The 20,869-nt window shown below is 72.6% G+C and carries 2 protein-coding genes; both read left to right on the top strand.

Features of this window, described 5'->3' with window-relative positions; genetic code table 11:
* Positions 1–3,885, top strand: a 3,885-nt coding sequence (locus AB0F88_RS26830; protein WP_362689568.1) for an amino acid adenylation domain-containing protein, incomplete at its 5' end; no start/stop codon positions are given.
* A 55-nt stretch (positions 3,886–3,940) separates the two neighbouring features.
* Positions 3,941–20,665 carry a non-ribosomal peptide synthase/polyketide synthase gene (locus AB0F88_RS26825; RefSeq protein WP_362689565.1) on the top strand — a complete coding sequence of 5,575 codons (16,725 nt, stop codon included), beginning with the start codon at positions 3,941–3,943 and terminating at the stop codon, positions 20,663–20,665.
* The last annotated feature ends 204 nt before the right edge of the window (positions 20,666–20,869 follow it).

Genomic DNA, 20,869 nt, shown 5'->3' with positions numbered 1-20,869 from the left:
ATCGAGACCGCCCTGCTCACCCACCCGGCCGTCGCCCAGGCCGCCGTCATCGTCCGCGAGGACCGGCCCGACGACCGGCGCCTCGTCGGCTACGTGGTGCCCGCAGGGGAGGCGGACGTCGCGGAGATCCGCGCCCACCTGGCCCGGCTGGTGCCCGAGTACATGGTCCCCGCCGCGATCGTGCCCCTGGACGCGCTCCCGCTGACGGTGAACGGCAAGCTCGACCGCGAGGCGTTGCCCGTCCCGGACCACGGCGCCGGCGTTACCGGGCGCGGCCCCTCCACGGCGCGGGAGGAGATCCTGTGCGCCCTGTTCGCCGAGGTGCTCGGCCTGCCGGCCCTGGGCGTCGACGACGACTTCTTCGAGCTGGGCGGGCACTCGCTGCTGGCGGTGACGCTGGTGGAGCGGGCACGCGCGGCCGGTGTCCCGGTGGACGTGCGGGCCCTGTTCACCAGCCCGACCGTGGCGGGTCTGGCGGCGCTCGCCGGAGAGGCCGCCCCGCGAGTGGTGGTCCCGGCCAACGGCATCCCCGCCGGTGCCACGGCCATCACACCCGAGATGGTGACGCTGGCCGACCTGACGGCCGAGGAGATCGACGGCATCGTGGCGCGGGTGCCCGGCGGGGCGGCCAACATCGCCGACATCTACCCGCTGGCCCCGCTCCAGCAGGGCATCCTCTTCCACCACCTGATGGAGGACGAGAAGGGCACCGACCTCTACACGCTGCCGTTCGTCCTGCGGCTCGACTCCCGGGCGCGGGTGGACGCGCTGCTCGCCACCATGCAGCGGGTCGTCGACCGGCACGACATCCTGCGCACGGCCTTCGTGTGGGAAGGGCTCAGGGAACCGGTCCAGGTCGTCCTGCGCACCGCGTCGATCCCGGTCGAGACGCTCCACCTGGACGGCGGCGACGTGCCGGTGGACGTCACCGGCCGCCTGCTGGCCGCCCGCACCACGCCCATCGACCTCCGGCGCGCGCCCCTGCTCCGGGTCGTCGTCGCGCGGGACCCCGGCGACCGGCGGTGGTACGTCCTGCTCGAAGTCCACCACATCGTGCAGGACCGCACGTCACTCGCGCTCGTCTTCCAGGAGATCCGCGCGATCCTCGCCGGGGCCGGGGACACGCTGCCCGCGCCGCTGCCCTTCCGGGACTTCGTCGCGCAGGCCCGGCTCGGCACGTCGGCGCGGGAGCACGAGCGGTTCTTCGCCGAGTTGCTGGGGGACGTCGCCGAGCCGACCGCGCCGTACGGCGTGCTGGACGTGCACGGGGACGGCGGCGACGTCTCCGAGGTGCGGGTCCGGCTCGACGACGCGGTGGCGCGGCGGGTGCGCGAGCAGGCGCGGCGGCTCGCGGTCAGCCCGGCGACACTGTTCCACGTCGCCTGGGCGCGGGTGGTGGCGGCCACCTCCGGCCGCGACGACGTGGTGTTCGGCACGGTGCTGTTCGGCCGGATGAACGCCGGCGCCGGAGCCGACCGGGTGCCCGGCCTCTTCGTGAACACCCTGCCCGCGCGCCTCGACACGGGCGCGCCGACCGTGCGCGACGCCGTGCACGCCATGCGGCGGCACCTCGCGGAACTCCTGGAGCACGAGCACGCGCCCCTCACCCTGGCCCAGCGGGCCAGCGGCGTTCCCGCCCGGACACCGCTGTTCACCTCGCTGTTCAACTACCGCCACAGCGGGGGATCCGAGGAGGCGCCTCTCGACGGGATCGAGTACGTGTACGCGCACGAGCGCTCCAACTACCCGCTGGAGCTCTCCGTCGACGACAGGGACACGTACTTCACCTTCCACGTCCAGGCGGTCGCCCCCATCGACCCGGGAACGGTGGCCGCGTTCACGCACACCGCGGTCGAGGGTCTCGTCGCCGCGCTCGAGGACGATCCGGAACGCCCGTTGCGGCGGGTCGGCGTTCTGGGCGAGCGCGACCGGCTGCCGGCCGGCCCGGCCGGCACCGCCCGCGACGTCCCGCAGGCCACGCTCGTGGAACTGTTCGAGGCGCAGGCGGCCCGCACCCCCTCGGCGACCGCCGTGGTCGCAGGGGACGTCCGCCTGAGCTACGCCGAGCTCGACGACCGGGCGAACCGGCTGGCGCGGATGCTCGTCGCACGGGGGGCGGGACCGGAGTGCCGGGTCGCGGTCATGATGGACCGCTCGCCGGATCTCGTCGTCACCCTGCTCTCGGTGATCAAGGCCGGGGCGGCGTACGTGCCGATCGATCCGGAGTACCCGGCCGACCGGGTGGCCTACCTGCTGGAGGACGTCGCCCCGGAACTGGTCGTCACCACGGGCGCGGTTGCGGGCGCGCTGCCGGACGGCGTGCGCCGCCTGGTGCTGGACGATCCCGCCACCGTCGCGTACCTGGACGGCCTCTCCGGTGGAGACCTGACGGCCGCCGGACGCGGTGGCGCGCCGCTGCCCGGCCATCCCGCCTACGTGATCTACACCTCGGGGTCGACGGGACGGCCCAAGGGCGTCACGGTCACGCACGGGAACGTCACGCGGCTGTTCGCCGCCACCGACGAGTGGTTCGGGTTCGGGCCGGACGACGCGTGGACGTGGTTCCACTCCTTCGCCTTCGACTTCTCGGTGTGGGAGCTGTGGGGCGCGCTGCTGCACGGCGGCCGGCTCGTCGTCGTCCCGTTCGCCGTGTCCCGTTCGCCGGAGGACTTCCTGCGCCTGCTCGTCCGCGAGCGCGTCACCGTGCTGAACCAGACGCCGTCCGCGTTCCACCAGCTCGTCCAGGCCGACGGCGACAACCCCCGGCTGGGGCGCGAGCTGGCACTGCGAACGGTGATCTTCGGCGGTGAGGCGTTGGACCCCGGCCGGCTGGAGGGCTGGTACGCCCGCCACGCCGACGACGCGCCACGCCTGGTCAACATGTACGGCATCACCGAGACCACCGTCCACGTCACCTACGCACCGCTGACGGCGCGGGACACGTCCGGGAAGGGAAGCGTCATCGGCCGGGGGATCCCGGACCTGCGGGTGTACGTGCTCGACGGAGGGCTCCAGCCGGCGCCCGCGGGCGTGGCGGGCGAGATGTACGTGTCGGGCGCCGGCCTGGCCCGCGGCTACCTCGGCCGGTCCGGGCTCACGGCCGAGCGGTTCGTCGCCGATCCGTACGGCGGCCCCGGGGAGCGCATGTACCGGACGGGCGACCTGGCCCGCCACAACGCCGACGGCGAGCTGGAATACCTCGGCCGGGCCGACCAGCAGGTCAAGATCCGCGGATTCCGCATCGAGCCCGGCGAGATCGAGGCCGCACTGGTCTCCCACCCCGTGGTGGGCCAGGCCGCGGTGGTCGTGCGCGAGGACCAGCCGGGGGACAGGCGCCTTGTGGGCTACGTCGTCCCGGCCGGTGAGCTGCCGTCCGGTGAGCTGCCGTCCGGTGAGCTTACGGCCAGGGCCATGGAGATCCTCCACGCGGCCTCCACCGGGGACGTGGAGGCCCTCCGCGCGGTCGGCGTCGCGCTTCGCGCCCATGCCGGGACCCTGCTGCCGGAGCACATGGTCCCCGCGGCCGTCGTGGTCCTTCCCGCGCTGCCGCTGACCGTGAACGGCAAGCTGAACCGTGCCGCCCTGCCGGCACCCGACTACACCGGCCAGACCGCGAGACGGGAACCCGCCTCGGCCGAGGAGGCGGCCCTGTGCCGCGTGTTCGCGGAGGTGCTGGGCGTCCCCGACATCGGGGCGGACGACAACTTCTTCGACCTCGGCGGGCACTCCCTGCTCGCCACCCAGCTCGCCGGTCACATCCGCGCCGCCCTCGGCAGGGACGTCCCGATCCGCGCGATCTTCGAGACGCCCACGCCGGCCGGGCTGGCGAAGCGGCTCGGCCCGGAACAGCGGCGCCGGCCGGTCCTTCGCCCCCGGTCACGCTGACCACCGCCCGTTCCCCGTCCTCTGTACAGCCCGTCGTCCGTCAAAGAGAGCTTCGATGATTCCCCTTTCCTTCGCTCAGCAGCGGTTGTGGTTCCTGGACGAGCTGCAGGGGCCCAGCGGGTTGTACAACATCCCGATCACGCTGCGGCTGGCCGGCGATCTCGACCGGGAGGCCCTGCGCAGGGCACTGGCGGACGTGATCGAGCGACACGAGGTGCTGCGCACGGTCGTCTCGGTGCGGGACGGCGTGCCGGAGCAGCGGATCCTCGCCCCGGACGAGGTCGATCCGCGGCTGCCGGTGATCGACGTGCCGGAGGACGAGACGGCGCGGGTGGTGGCCGAGGAGGCGGGCCGTCCCTTCGACCTCGCCCGCGACATCCCGCTGCGGGCCCGCCTTCTGGCGGTGGGCCCGCGGGCGCACGTCCTGGTCCTGGTGGTGCACCACATCGCGGGCGACGGCTGGTCGCTGGCCCCCCTGGCCCGGGACGTCTCCACCGCGTACACCGCCCGCGCGGCCGGCCGTGCCCCGGAGTGGGAGCCGCTGCCGGTGCAGTACGCCGACTACGCCGTCTGGCAGCGTGACCTGCTGGAGGAGTCGGACGATCCGGAGAGCTTCCTGAACCGGGAGCTGGCGTACTGGCGGAATGCCCTGGCCGGCCTGCCGGAGGAACTGCCGTTGCCCTTCGACCGTCCCCGTCCCCTGGAGGCGGGCCATCGCGACGGCACGGTGGACCTGAACATCGACGCCGGCCTGCACCGGCGGGTGAGCGCCCTCGCCCAGGCCGAGGGCGTCACCATGTACATGGTGCTCCACGCCGCCCTCGCCACCCTGCTGTCGCGCCTCGGCGCGGGCACCGACATCCCCATCGGCACCCCGGTGGCCGGGCGCACCGAGACGGCCCTGAACGACCTCGTCGGCCTCTTCGTGAACACCCTGGTGATCCGTGGTGACCTGTCGGGACGCCCCTCGTTCCGCGAGGTGCTGGGCCGGGTGCGCGAACGCCAGCTGGACGCCCTCACCCACCAGGAGCTGCCCTTCGAACGCCTGGTGGAGGACCTGGCCCCCGTCCGGTCCATGGCCCGCCAGCCGTTGTTCCAGGTCATGCTGGCGTTGCAGGACAACGCCGAGGCGACCCTCGGGCTGCCCGGTCTCGACGTGACCGTGGTGGCCGGCCGGGAGGTGCCGGCCAGGGCCGACCTCTCGGTGTCCCTCGGGGAGGGCTTCGGCCCCGGCGGCGTCCCGGCCGGCATCGCGGGCGGCATCGGCTACTCGGCGGAGCTGTTCGACCACGGCACGGTGGAGGCGCTGGCCGAGCGGTTCGTCCGGGTGCTCGACGCGGTGACCGCCGACCCCGCGCGGCCGGTCGCCGACATCGACCTGCTCACCCCGGCCGAACGCCACCTGGTCCTGGCCGGATGGAACGACACCGCGCACGAGGTCCCGGCGGCCACGCTGCCGGAACTGTTCGAGGCGCGGGTGGCCCGCACCCCCGGCGCGACGGCGGTGGTCTTCGAGGACACCGAGGTGACCTACGCCGAGCTCAACGCCCGGGCCAACCGGCTCGCCCGCCTCATGACCAAGTACGGGGCGGGCCCGGAGACCGTGGTCGGGGTCCACCTCGAACGCTCCGCCGACCTCGTCGTCACCCTGCTGGCCGTGGTGAAGGCCGGTGCCGCGTACGCGCCGCTGGACCCCGACCACCCGGTGGAACGGCTCGCCCACCTCCTCGACGACGCCCGCCCGGCCCTGGTCGTCACCACCGGCGACCTGCACCCGCGCCTCCCCGCAGGCGGGAGACACCTGATCCTGGACGCCCCGGACACGGCGGCCGTCCTCGACGGCCAGTCCGCCGGCGACCTGTCCGACGCGGACCGGCACGGACCGCTGCTGATCGACCACTCCGCCTACGTCATCTACACCTCCGGCTCCACCGGACGGCCCAAGGGCGTCGCCGTGCCGCACCGGGGAGTGGTCAACCGGCTGGCGTGGATGCAGCACCGGTACCCCATCGGGGACACGGACCGGGTGCTGCAGAAGACGCCGTTCGGGTTCGACGTCTCGGTGTGGGAGTTCTTCTGGCCTCTCCTCCAGGGAGCGGTCCTGGTCGTGGCCCGTCCCGGAGGGCACCGCGACCCCGCCTACCTGGCCGGCCTGGTACGGACCCGGCAGGTCACCGTCACCCATTTCGTGCCCTCCATGCTCAGGGCGTTCCTCGCCGAACCGGCGGCCGCCCGCTGCACGTCCCTGCGTGCCGTCCTCACCAGCGGCGAGGCGCTCACCCCCGACCTGCGCGACCGCTTCCTCGCCACGCTCGACGTCCCGCTGCACAACCTCTACGGCCCCACCGAGGCGTCGATCGACGTCACCCACGCCTCCGACCTCACGCCGGACGCTCCCACCGTCCCGATCGGAACTCCGGTCTGGAACACCCGCGCCTACGTCCTGGACGCCCGCCTGCGGCCCGTCCCCGCCGGCGTTCCCGGCGAGTTGTACCTCGCCGGGGTGCAGCTCGCCCGCGGGTACCTGGACCGTCCGGGCCTGACCGCCGAGCGGTTCGTCGCCGGCCCGTACGGCGCCCCCGGGGAGCGGATGTACCGCACCGGCGACCTGGCCCGCTGGAACGTCCACGGCCAGATCGAGTACCTGGGCCGCACCGACGACCAGGTCAAGATCCGCGGCTTCCGGATCGAGCCGGGCGAGGTCGAGGCCGCCCTCGCCTCCCACCCCGCCGTCACCGCGGCCGCCGTGGTCGTCCGCGAGGACCAGCCGGGCGACAAACGCCTCGTCGGGTACGTGGCCACCGGCGCCGACATCGAGGGCGCCGCCGTCCGCACCCATGTGTCCGGGCTGCTGCCCGAGTACATGGTGCCCTCGGCCGTGGTGATCCTGGACGCGCTCCCGCTCACGGTCAACGGCAAGCTCGACCGGGCCGCGCTCCCCGCTCCCGATTACACCGCCACCGGCAGCCGCGGACCGGTCACCGCCCGCGAAGAGATCCTCTGCGCCGCCTTCGCCGACGTCCTCGGCCTGCCCGCCGTCGGGGTCGACGACAACTTCTTCGACCTCGGCGGGCACTCCCTCCTCGCCGTCACCCTCGTCGAACGCCTCCGCGCCCACGGCCTCGTCGTCGACGTCCGCGCGCTGTTCACCACCCCCACCGTCGCCGGCCTCGCCGCCGCCGCGACCGACCCCGCCACCACCCATGCCCCCGCCGCCCGCATCCCCGCCGGCGCCACCGCCATCACCCCCGACATGCTCCCCCTGGCCGACCTGACGGAACAGGAGATCGCCCGGATCGTCGCGGCCGTCCCCGGCGGCGCCGCCAACATCGCCGACGTCTACCCGCTCGCCCCGCTCCAGGAGGGCATCCTCTTCCACCACCTCGTCGGCCACGAGACCCAGGACGACACCTACGTCCTCCCGACCGTCCTCGCCTTCGACACCCGCACCCACCTCGACACATTCACCACCGCCCTGCGGAAGGTCGTCGACCGCAACGACCTCCTCAGGACCGCCGTCCTCTGGCACGGCCTCCGCCGGCCCGTCCAGGTCGTCCTCCGCCGGGCCGCACCGCCGATCAGCGAGGTGACGCTGACCGGCGAACCCCGGGAGCCGGTCGCCGAACTCCTGGCCGTCTGCCCCAAGACCATGGACGTCACCCGGGCCCCCCTCGTCCAGGTGTACGTGGCCGAAGACCCCGGCGCCCCGGGCAGATGGCTCGCGCTGGTACAGGTCCACCACCTCATCCAGGACCACACCTCGCTCGACATCATCCTCGGCGAGATCAGCGCCTTCATCCACGGAACCGACGACCGGCTCCCGGCCGTCACCCCCTACCGGGACGTCGTCGCCCTCACCCGCTCCCAGGTCTCCACGCGGGAACACGACGCCTACTTCCAGCGCCTGCTCGGCGACGTCACCGAGCCCACCGCCCCCTACGGACTGGCCGACATCCACGCAACCGGCGCGGACACCGCAGAGGCCACCGCCCGGATCCGTCCGGACCTGGCCTCGAGGCTCCGCGAGCAGGCCCGCCACCTCGGCGTCAGCCCTGCGACGATCTTCCACCTCGTCTGGGCCCGTGTGCTGGCCGCGACCTCCGGCCGCGACGACGTCGTCTTCGGGACCATCCTGTTCGGCCGGATGGGCGCGGGAGCCGACCGTACCGTCGGGCTGTTCATCAACACCCTCCCGGTCCGTCTCGACACCCGCGGAACCCCGGTGCTGGACGCCGTCCGCGCCACCCAGGCCCAGCTCGCCGAGCTGCTCCGCCACGAACACGCCCCGCTCACACTCGCCCAGCGGGCCAGCGGCATCCGGGGGAACGCCCCCCTGTTCACCTCGCTGCTGAACTACCGCCACGGCGGCGCGAGCACCGGCCGGACCGGCACCGGACTGCCCGGCGTGGAGGTGCTCTTCACGCACGAGCGCAGCAACTACCCGGTCGGCATGATCGTGGACGACACCGGCGACGCGTTCCACCTCACGGCACAGTCCGTCGCACCGGCCTCTCCCCACGCCCTGTGCGCCATGGTGGAGACGGCCGTGGAGGGCGTCGTCACCGCGCTGGAGACCTCACCTCACCGGCCGCTGGACCGTATCGGCGTGCTGGGTGAGGCCGAGCGTCGGCGGGTCCTCGTCGAGTGGAACGACACCGCGCGAGACCTCCCCGCCCGGACGCTACCCGAGCTGTTCCAAGCCCAGGTCTCCCGCACCCCCGAGGCCACCGCACTCATCCACCACGACGGCGACCACGTCAGCTACGCCGAACTGAACACCCAAGCCAACCGGCTCGCCCACCTGCTCATCGCCCACGGCGCGGGCCCCGAACACCTCATCGCCGTCGCCCTGCCCCGCTCCATCGACCTCATCGTCGCGTTCCTGGCCGTGACCAAAGCAGGCGCCGCCTACCTACCCATCGACCTCGACCACCCCGCCGACCGCATCACCCACATCCTCACCAACACCGCCCCCACCCTCCTGATCACCCACACCACCACCCCGCTACCCGACGACCTGCCGCTGGTCACTGTCCACCTCGACACCCACCCCCACACCCATCACCCCGCCACCGACCCCACCGACCACCACCGCACCCAGCCCCTGCACACCCACCACCCCGCCTACCTGATCCACACCTCCGGCTCCACCGGCACCCCCAAAGGCGTCACCGTCACCCACCACGGCCTGACCCACCTCATCACCGCCCAAACCGAACGCTTCCACCTCACCCCCGCCAGCCGCGTCCTGCAATTCGCCTCCCCCGCCTTCGACGCCGCCATCGCCGAGATCACCGTCACCCTCACCACCGGCGCCACCCTCATCACCGCACCCCGCCACCACCTGCTACCCGGCCCCGACCTGACCCACCTCATCACCCACCACCACATCACCCACGCAACACTGCCACCCACCGCACTACCCCACCTGAACCCCGCCACCCTGCCCACCCTCACCCACCTCATCACCGCAGGCGAAGCCCTCCCCCCACACCTCGTCCACCCCTGGACCCGAGACCACACCCTCATCAACGCCTACGGCCCCACCGAGACCACCGTCTGCGCCACCACCGCCACCCTCACCCCCCACACACCCGATGCTCCCGTCACCATCGGCACCCCGATCACCAACACCCACACCTACCTGCTGGACACCGCACTAAAGCCCGTCCCGATCGGCGTGCCCGGCGAGCTCTACATCACCGGCCCCACCCTCGCCCGCGGCTACCACCACCAGCCCGCCCTCACCGCCGAACGCTTCGTCGCCAATCCGTACGGCCGACCCGGTGAGCGGATGTACCGCACCGGCGACCTCGCCCGCTGGAACGGCAACGGTCAGCTGGAACACCTGGGCCGCACCGACCACCAGATCAAGATCCGCGGCCACCGCATCGAACCCGGCGAGATCCAAGCAGCCCTGCTCACCCACCCGGCCGTCGCCCAGGCCACCGTCATCGCCCGCGAGGACCACCCCGGTGACAAACGGCTCGTCGGTTACGTGGCGGGGCGTGAGGGTGCCTTGGTCGACGCCGTGGCCGTACGCGCGCATCTGGCCGTCTCCCTGCCCGACTACATGCTCCCCGCCGCCCTCGTCGTACTGCCCGGGCTTCCGCTCAACGCCAACGGCAAGCTCGACCGGGCCGCCCTTCCCGCCCCGGCGTATGAGGCCATCGAGGGAAGCAGGCAGGCACGCGACCCCCGCGAAGAGCTCCTGTGCCAGGTGTTCGCCGACGTGCTCGGCCTGCCACAGGTCGGCATCGACGACGACTTCTTCGACCTGGGCGGGCACTCCCTGCTCGCCACCCGCCTGACCAGCCGGATCCGCGCCGTCCTCGGGGTCGAGGTGCCGATCCGGGCCCTGTTCGAGACCCCCACCGTCGCGGGACTCGCCGGGTATCTGGCCGGCGCCGACGCCGCGCGGCCCGCCCTTGTCGCCGGGTCGCGTCCGGAGGTCGTCCCGCTGTCGTTCGCCCAGCAACGCCTGTGGTTCCTCGGCGAGCTCGAAGGACCCTCCGCGCTCTACAACATCCCGTTCGCGCTACGGCTCACCGGCGACCTGGACCGGGACGCTCTGCGTGCCGCGCTGTCCGACGTCGTCACCCGGCACGAGGTCCTCCGCACCGTCTTCGGGCACGTCGACGGCGTACCCGAGCAGCGCGTCCTCGCCCCCGAGACGGTTCACCTCCCGGTGGCCGATGTCGCCGAGGGCGAGCTTGACGTGGCCATCCGGGAGGAGGCCGTGGGTCCCTTCGACCTCGCTCGTGACCTGCCGTTGCGAGCGCGGCTGCTGGCCGTCGGTCCCCGGGAGCACGTCCTGGTCCTGGTGCTGCACCACATCGCCGGTGACGGCTGGTCCCTGGCGCCGCTGGCCCGCGACATCTCCGCCGCCTACACCGCCCGCTCCGGCGGCCTGGCCCCAGAGTGGGAGCCGCTGCCGGCGCAGTATGCCGACTACGCCCTCTGGCAACGCCAACTCCTCGGCACCCCGGACGACCCGGCGAGCGCCCTCCACCACCAGCTGGACCACTGGCGCGAGGCCCTGGCCGACCTGCCCGAGGAACTCACCCTGCCCGCCGACCGGTCGCGGCCACCGGTAGCCACCCACCGCGGCGGCACCGTGCAGGTGCGCGTCGACGCCGACCTGCACCGGCGGCTCGCCGAGCTGGCGCGCGCCGAGGGCGTCACCATGTTCATGGTGCTCCAGGCCGCCCTCGCCACCCTCCTGTCACGCCTCGGCGCGGGCAGCGACATCCCCATCGGCACCTCCGTCGCCGGACGCACCGACGAAAGCCTGAACGACCTCGTCGGCTTCTTCGTCAACACCCTCGTGATGCGCACCGACCTGTCCGGCGACCCCACCTTCCGCGAACTCCTGCACCGGGTGCGCGAACGGACCCTGGACGCCTTCGCCCACCAGGACGTGCCGTTCGAACGGCTGGTGGAGGACCTGGCCCCCACCCGGTCCATGGCCCGCCACCCGCTCTTCCAGACCATGCTCGCCCTGCAGAACACCGCGCCCGCGAGCCTCGACCTGCCCGGCCTGGACATCGAGCAGGTGGGCTTCGGCTCCCTGCCCGCCAAGTTCGACCTCGACGTCGAACTGCACGAGACCCGGACCGGCCTGGCCGGCACCATCACCTACGCCGCCGACCTGTTCGACCACGACACCGTCGAGACACTGGCCGAGCGGTTCGTCCGGGTGCTGGACGCCGTGGCCGCCGACCCGGCCCGGCCGGTCGCAGGCATCGACCTGCTCACCCCGGCCGAACGCCACCGCATCCTGGTCGAGTGGAACGACACCGCGCGCGAGGTCCCGGCCGCCACGCTGCCCGAGCTGTTCCAGGCCCAGGCGGCCCGCACCCCGGACGCCACCGCCGTGGTCTTCGAGGGCACCGAGCTCTCCTACGCCGACCTCAACGCCCGCGCCAACCGGCTCGCCCGCCTGCTCGTCCGGCACGGCATCGGTCCGGAGACCCTGGTCGGGGTCCGGCTCGAACGCTCCGCCGACCTGGTCGTCACCCTGCTCGCCGTGGTGAAGGCCGGTGCCGCCTACCTTCCGATCGACCACACCTATCCCGCGGAGCGGATCGCCTATCTGATGGAGGACGCCGGGCCCGCGCTCCTGGTCACCACCGGCGAGCCGGACCCGGAGGACGGCGGGCGGGTGCCGTACCTCGTCCTGGACGCCCCGGAGACGGTACGCGCCCTCGCCGCGTTGCCCGCGACCGACCTCGGCGACGGCGACCGTGTCCATCCCCTCCTGGTCGAGCACCCGGCGTACGTCGTCTACACCTCCGGCTCTACCGGCCGCCCCAAGGGTGTCGCCGTGCCGCACGAGGCGATCGGCCGCCTGGTGCGGGAGGCCAACTACGTCGAGCTGCGTTCCGACGACGTCGTCGGCCAGCTGGCGTCGGTGTCCTTCGACGCCGCCACGTTCGAGCTGTGGGGCGCCCTGCTCAACGGAGCGGTCCTCGCCGTGGCCCCCTCCCGGAACCTCTCGGTCTTCGAGCTGCGCGAGTTCGTTCGCGATCACCGGGTGAGCGTCATGTGGCTCACCGCGGGACTGTTCCACGAGGTCGTGGAGACGGACCCGACCGTCCTGCGCGGGCTGCGCTGCGTGCTGGCCGGTGGCGACGTGCTGTCGCCCGCCGCCGTCCTGGCGGTGACGGAGGCGTTCCCGGAGATGCTGCTCATCAACGGCTATGGCCCGACCGAGGGCACGACCTTCACGAGCGCGCACACCCTGCGGCCCGGCGAACCGGCGGACGGCCGCACGGTTCCGATCGGCACCCCCGTCTCCGACACCCGCGTCCACGTGCTGGACGCCGCGCTCCGGCCCGTCCCGCCGGGTGTGATGGGCGAGTTCTACGTGGCGGGCGCCGGTCTGGCCCGGGGGTATGTGAACCGGCCGGGCCTGACGGCCGAGCGGTTCGTCGCCAACCCGTACGGCACACCCGGCGAGCGCATGTACCGCACCGGCGACCTGGTCCGCTGGACCGTGGACGGGCTCCTGGAGTTCGCCGGGCGGAGCGACGAGCAGGTCAAGATCCGTGGTTTCCGGGTCGAACCCGGCGAGGTCGAGGCCGCCCTCGTCACGCATCCGATGGTTGCGCAGGCCGCCGTGATCGTCCGGGAGGACCAGCCGGGCGGCAGGCGTCTCGTCGGCTATGTCGTTCCCCCGCGCTCCGGCTCCGGCTCCGGCTCCGGCTCCGGCTCCGGCTCCGGGGAGAGCGTGACCGGCGCGGAGGTGCGGTCGCACGCCTCGCGCCTGCTGCCCGATTACATGGTGCCCTCGGCCGTGGTCGTCCTTCCCCGGCTCCCGCTCACGGTGAACGGCAAGCTCGACCGGGCAGCCCTGCCCGCGCCGGACTACGTCGAGGGGACCGTCGGCCGCGAACCGCGTACGCCTGGGGAAGACCTGCTCGCCCGGGCGTTCGCCGACGTGCTCGGCCTGCCACAGGTCGGCATCGACGACGACTTCTTCGACCTGGGCGGGCACTCCCTGCTCGCCACCCGCCTGACCAGCCGGATCCGCGCCGTCCTCGGCGTCGAGATGCCGATCCGGGCCCTGTTCGACACCCCCACCGTCGCCGGGCTCGCCGGGTATCTGACCGGCGCCGACGCCGCGCGCCCCGCCCTTGCCGCCGGGTCGCGTCCGGAGGTCGTCCCGCTGTCGTTCGCCCAGCAACGCCTGTGGTTCCTCGGCGAACTCGAAGGCCCCTCCGCGCTCTACAACATCCCGATCGCGCTGCGGCTCACCGGCGACCTGGACCGGGACGCTCTGCGGCGGGCCCTGACCGACGTGACCGGCCGTCACGAGGTGCTGCGGACCCTGTTCCCGACGCACGACGGCGACCCCCGGCAGCGGATCCTCACCTCCGACGAGGTCGACGTCGACCTCCCGGTGGCCGAGGTCGCCGAGGACGAGCTGGCCGCGGCCATCCGGGAGGAGGCCGCAGACCCCTTCGACCTCGCCCGTGACCTGCCGCTGCGGGCGCGGCTGCTGGCCGTCGGTCCCCGGGAGCACGTGCTGGTGCTGGTGGTGCACCACATCGCCGGTGACGGCTGGTCGCTGGCGCCGCTGGCCCGCGACATCTCCGTCGCCTACACCGCCCGCGCGGCCGGCCTGGCTCCGGAGTGGGAGCCGCTGCCGGTGCAGTACGCCGACTACGCCCTGTGGCAGCGCGAGTTCCTGGGCGAGGACGGCGACGCGGCCGGTGCCCTTCACCGCCAGCTCGACTACTGGCGCGAGGCCCTGGCCGACCTGCCCGAAGAGCTTTCCCTGCCCGCCGACCGGCCCCGCCCACCGGTGGCCACCCACCGCGGCGGCACCGTGCAGGTGCACATCGACGCCGATCTCCATCGGCGGCTCACCGACCTGGCGCGCGCCGAGGGCGTCACCATGTTCATGGTGCTCCAGGCCGCCCTCGCCACCCTCCTGTCACGCCTCGGCGCGGGCAGCGACATCCCCATCGGCACCTCCGTGGCCGGACGCACCGACGAAAGCCTGAACGACCTCGTCGGCTTCTTCGTCAACACCCTCGTGATGCGCACCGACCTGTCCGGCGATCCCTCCTTCCGCGAACTCCTGCACCGGGTGCGCGAACGGACCCTGGACGCCTTCGCTCACCAGGACGTGCCGTTCGAACGGCTGGTGGAGGACCTGGCCCCCACCCGGTCCATGGCCCGCCACCCGCTCTTCCAGGTCATGCTCGCCCTGCAGAACACCGCGCCCGCGAGCCTCGACCTGCCCGGCCTCGATGTCGCGACGCTGACCGGCGGTGATCAGTCCGCCAAGTTCGACCTCGACGTCCAGTTCCAGGAGGCCTTCACGTCAGGCCCCTCCGGCATGTTCGGCAACCTCACCTACGCCACCGATCTGTTCGACCACGGCACCGCTGTGACCCTCGTGGAACGGCTCGTCCGGTTGCTCGACGCCGTCAGCTCCGACGTCACCCGGCCGGTCGCCGGAATCGACCTGCTCAGCCCGGCCGAACGCCACCGGGTCCTGGCCGAGTGGAACGACACCGCGCGCGAGGTCCCGGCGGGGACGCTGCCCGAGCTGTTCCAGGCCCAGGCGGCCCGTACCCCGGACGCCACCGCCGTGGTGTTCGAGGGCACCGAACTGTCCTACGCCGACCTCAACGCCCGCGCCAACCGGCTCGCCCGCCTGCTCGTCCGGCACGGCATCGGTCCGGAACAGCTCGTCGCGGTGATCCTTCCCCGCTCGGTCGACCTGATCGTCGCCCTGCTCGCCGTGGTGAAAACCGGCGCGGCCTACCTGCCCATCGAGCCCGACCAGCCCGCCGAGCGCGTCGCGCACCTGCTCGGGGACGCGCGTCCCGCGCTCCTGGTCACCGGCCACGACCTCCTGCCGCGGACGGAGGTCCCGTACCTGCTCCTCGACGACGACCTGGACCTGGCCGTCCAGCCCGGTCACGACCTGCCGGACGCCGAGCGTCACGGTCCGCTGCTGCCGGCGCATCCCGCCTACGTCATCTACACCTCGGGCTCCACCGGCAGGCCCAAGGGCGTGGCCGTCACCCACCGGGGCGTGGTCAACTACGTCACCCGTGCCCGCCACGCTTACCCGGACCTGTCCGGCAGCACCCTGCTGCACGCCTCCATCGCCTTCGACCTCGGCGTCACCGCTCTGTACGGCGCCCTGACCGCCGGCGGACGCGTGCACATCGCCGATTGGGACGAGACGCTCCCCGCCACGCTCGCCGGCCACGAGATCACCTTCCTCAAGGCCACTCCCAGCCACCTCGCGTACCTGCAGACCCTGCCCGGCGATTGGGCGCCCACCGGTCGGCTCATGCTCGGCGGGGAACCTCTCCACACGGCCCAGCTCGACCAGTGGCACGCCGCCCATCCCGACGTGCCCGTCATCAACCACTACGGCCCCACCGAGACGACCGTCGGCTGCACCGACCACCTGGTCACCTTCCCCCGGGAGAGCGGCCCCGGGACGGCCCCCATCGGCCGACCGATGTGGAACACGCAGACCTACGTCCTGGACACCCGCCTCCAGCCCGTCCCCCCGGGCGTCCCCGGGGAGCTGTACGTCGCCGGCGCCCAGCTCGCCCGCGGCTACATCCACCGTGCCGCCCTCACCGCCGAACGGTTCGTCGCCAACCCGTACGGCCGACCCGGTGAGCGGATGTACCGCACCGGTGACCTCGCCCGCTGGAACGGCGACGGTGAGCTGGAACACCTGGGCCGTACCGACCACCAGATCAAGATCCGCGGCCACCGCATCGAACCCGGCGAGATCGAAGCAGCCCTGCTCACCCACCCGGCCGTCGCCCAGGCCACCGTCATCGCCCGCGAGGACCACCCCGGTGACAAACGGCTCGTCGGTTACGTGGTGGGGCGTGAGGGTGCCTTGGTCGACGCCGTGGCCGTGCGCGCGCATCTGGCCGTCTCCCTGCCCGACTACATGCTCCCCGCCGCCCTCGTCGTACTGCCCGGGCTTCCGCTCAACGCCAACGGCAAGCTCGACCGGGCCGCCCTTCCCGCCCCGGCGTATGAGGCCATCGAGGGAAGCAGGCAGGCACGCGACCCCCGCGAAGAGCTCCTGTGCCAGGTGTTCGCCGACGTGCTCGGCCTGCCACAGGTCGGCATCGACGACGACTTCTTCGACCTGGGCGGGCACTCCCTGCTCGCCACCCGCCTGACCAGCCGGATCCGGGCGGTCCTCGGCATCGAGATGCCGATCCGGGCCCTGTTCGACACCCCCACCGTCGCGGGACTCGCCGCCCGGCTGGGCGAGGTGAATCAGGTACGGCCCCGGATCACGCCCGGCTCGCGGCCGGACGAGCTGCCGCTGTCCTTCGCCCAGACCCGGCTGTGGTTCCTGCGCGAGCTGGAGGGCGGCAACGCCAACTACAACATCCCGGTGGCGCTGCGCCTCCGGGGCGAGCTGGACGCCGGAGCGCTGCGCGCCGCCCTGTGGGACCTTCTCGTCCGGCACGAGGTGCTGCGAACCGTCTTCCCGGCCGCCGGCGGCGTACCTCGGCAGCGGATCCTCCCGCCCGAGCACGTCTCCTTCGACATGCCGACGGCCGACGTCCTCGAAGCGGATCTACGCGAGCAGGTCCTCCAGGTGTCGGCCCTGCCGTTCGACCTGCGTTCCGACATCCCGTTGCGGGCCCGGGTGTTCCGGCTGAGGCCGCAGGAGCACATCCTCCTGATCGTGGTGCACCACATCGCGGGCGACGCGTGGTCCATGGGTCCCATGGCGCGGGACGTGTCGATCGCGTATGCCGCCCGTTCCGGTGGCGAGGCACCGGCCTGGGAGCCGCTGCCGGTGCAGTACGCCGACTACGCCCTCTGGCAGCGTGACCTGCTGGGAGACCCGGACGACCCGCACAGCCCGCACGCCGCCCAGCTCGCCTACTGGCGCGAGACCCTCGCCGGGCTGCCCGAGGAACTCGCCCTGCCCGCCGACCGGCCCCGCCTCCCGACAGCCACCCAGCGCGGCGCCACCACCGGCATCCACGTCGACGCCGACCTGCACCGGAGGCTCGCCGAGCTGGCGCGTGCCGAGGGCGTCACCATGTTCATGGTGTTGCAGGCCGCCCTCGCCACCTTGCTGTCGCGCCTCGGCGCCGGCACCGACATCCCCGTCGGCACCCCCATCGCCGGACGCACCGACGACAACCTCGACCACCTCGTCGGCTTCTTCGTCAACACCCTCGTCATCCGCACCGACCTGTCCGGCGGCCCCACCTTCCGCGAACTCCTCCACCACGTCCGCGAACAAGCCCTCGGCGCCCTCGCCCACCAGGACCTTCCCTTCGAGCAACTCGTGGAGGACCTGGCCCCCACCAGGTCCATGGCCCGCCACCCCCTCTTCCAGACCATGCTCGCCCTGCAGAACGTCGCGCCCGCGAGCTTGGAACTGCCCGGCCTGCACATCGAAAGACTCGACATCGGCGACAACCCGGTCTTCGATCTGACGTTCATGCTGGGGGAACTCTTCGACTCCGAGGGGGGCGCCGCCGGGCTGGACGGTGCGGTCACGTTCGCGACCGACCTGTTCGACCGGGCTACCGCCGAGGTGCTGGTGGAGCGTTTCGTTCGGGTGCTGGCGGCGTCAGCGGCGGACCCGGATGTCCGGGTGGACACCGTCGACGTGCTGGGTGAGGCCGAGCGCCGGCGGGTCCTCGTCGAGTGGAACGACACCGCGCGAGACCTCCCCGCCCGGACGCTGCCCGAGCTGTTCCAAGCCCAGGTCTCCCGCACCCCCGAGGCCACCGCACTCATCCACCACGACGGCGACCACGTCAGCTACGCCGAACTGAACACCCAAGCCAACCAGCTCGCCCACCTGCTCATCACCCACGGCGCGGGCCCCGAACACCTCATCGCCGTCGCCCTACCCCGCTCCATCGACCTCATCGTCGCGTTCCTGGCCGTGACCAAGACTGGCGCCGCCTACCTACCCATCGACCTCGACCACCCCGCCGACCGCATCACCCACATCCTCACCGCTGCCGCTCCCACCCTCCTGATCACCCACACCACCACCCCGCTACCCGACGACCTGCCGCTGGTCACTGTCCACCTCGACACCCACCCCCACACCCATCACCCCGCCACCGACCCCACCGACCACCACCGCACCCAGCCCCTGCACACCCACCACCCCGCCTACCTGATCCACACCTCCGGCTCCACCGGCACCCCCAAAGGCGTCACCGTCACCCACCACGGCCTGACCCACCTCATCACCGCCCAAACCGAACGCTTCCACCTCACCCCCGCCGGCCGCGTCCTGCAATTCGCCTCCCCCGCCTTCGACGCCGCCATCGCCGAGATCACCGTCACCCTCACCACCGGCGCCACCCTCATCACCGCCCCCCGCCACCACCTGCTACCCGGCCCCGACCTGACCCACCTCATCACCCACCACCACATCACCCACGCAACACTGCCACCCACCGCACTACCCCACCTGAACCCCGCCACCCTGCCCACCCTCACCCACCTCATCACCGCAGGCGAAGCCCTCCCCCCACACCTCGTCCACCCCTGGACCCGAGACCGCACCCTCATCAACGCCTACGGCCCCACCGAGACCACCGTCTGCGCCACCACCGCCACCCTCACCCCCCACACACCCGATGCTCCCGTCACCATCGGCACCCCGATCACCAACACCCACACCTACCTGCTGGACACCGCACTAAAGCCCGTCCCGATCGGCGTGCCCGGCGAGCTCTACATCACCGGCCCCACCCTCGCCCGCGGCTACCACCACCAGCCCGCCCTCACCGCCGAACGCTTCGTCGCCAACCCCCACGGCCACCCCGGCGAACGCATGTACCGCACCGGCGACCTCGCCCGCTGGACACCCGACGGCCAGATCGACTACCTCGGCCGCACCGACCACCAACTCAAGATTCGCGGCCACCGCATCGAACCCGGCGAGATCGAAGCAGCCCTGCTCACCCACCCGACCGTCGCCCAGGCCACCGTCATCGCCCGCGAAGACCACCCCGGCGACAAACGGCTGATCGGCTATGTCGTGCCCACCGCCTCGACGGAGCCTCCCGAGGCCGCGCCCGCCGCGGGCCCTGACACGGACTTCGGCGCGGCCGCGGTACGCTCTCACCTCTCCCGCCTCCTGCCCGACTACATGGTCCCCTCGGCGGTCGTCGTCCTCGACGCCCTCCCGCTCAACGCCAACGGCAAGCTCGACCGGGCCGCCCTCCCCGCCCCCGACTACACCGGCGGCAGCACCGGCCGGGAACCGCGCAACCTTCGCGAGGGGCTGCTCAGCCGCATATTCGCCGAGGTCCTGGGCCTGCCGCAGGTGGGGATCGACGACAACTTCTTCGACCTCGGCGGACACTCGCTGCTCGCCGTCCAGCTGCTGAGCCACATCCGGGACGCCACCGGTGCGGAACTGTCCCTCGTGAACATGTTCCAGCACCCGACCGTGGCAGGGCTCGCGTCGTGGCTGGACGGCGGCGCCGAGGAGGACCCGTTCCAGCCCGTGCTCCCGCTACGAAGCCACGGAGAGCGGCCGCCGCTGCTCTGCTTCCCGCCCGCCAGCGGCCTGAGCTGGAGTTACACCGGCCTGATCAGGCACCTGCCCTCCGAGCAGCCGGTGTACGGGCTGCAGTCGCCGGCCTTCGAAGGCACGGCTCCCCCGGCCGATCTGGACGCCCTGGTCACTCTCTATCTGGATCGCGTCAGGAGCGTCCAGCCGAGCGGTCCCTACCACCTGCTCGGCTGGTCCATCGGCGGCAACCTTGCCCACGCCGTCGCGGAGCGGCTGCAGCGGAGCGGGGAGAAAGTGGCCCTGCTGGCCCTCATGGACAGCTACCCGCCGGACCTCGAAGCCCCGGTCGTCGAGGTCGACGACCACGACATCCTGCTCGATCTTCTGCGCTCGCTGGGGTGCGGGACCGAGGGGATCGAGCACCCGCTCACGGTGACGGAGACCCTGCGCGTCATCCGTCGCGAATTCGCCACCACCTGGGTCCTGGAGGAGGACCACGTCCGCGCCTTCGCGCAGACCATCAAGGACAACCTCCGGCTCTTCCAGCGCAGCGCGCCTGAGGTTTTCGAAGGCAACATCCACCACTTCCCCGCCACGGAAGGACGCGTCCCGGAGGAAGGGGTCATGGGCCGGTGGCGTCCCTTCTTCACCGGACGCCTGCACACCTACCCGGTCGATTCCACGCACAGCGACATGACCGGGCCGGAGCCCCTGCGCCAGGTGGCCGCGGTACTGGCCGGCCTTCTGGAAGGACGCCCGGAGTGACCCCTGCGTGCCGACGCCCGGCTCGTTCCCCAGCCGAGGGAGAGCCGGGCCCGCTCCGGAAAGGCGGCGGAGGGGCCACGCGGGTCCCCTGCGAGCCCGGCTGAGCTCTTGACGTGAGAAGGCCCGTTCCTCACCGGAACGGGCCTGGCGTAGGACCTTCGCCTGACCGCACGCCGCGACGGCCTCACCTCGGGCCGGCGGCAC

The organism is Streptosporangium sp. NPDC023963, assembly GCF_040639135.1.
In the GTDB taxonomy this organism is placed as follows: Bacteria; Actinomycetota; Actinomycetes; order Streptosporangiales; family Streptosporangiaceae; genus Streptosporangium.
Note: the sequence above shows the minus strand (reverse complement) of the source record. Positions and strands in the feature narration are given on the sequence as shown.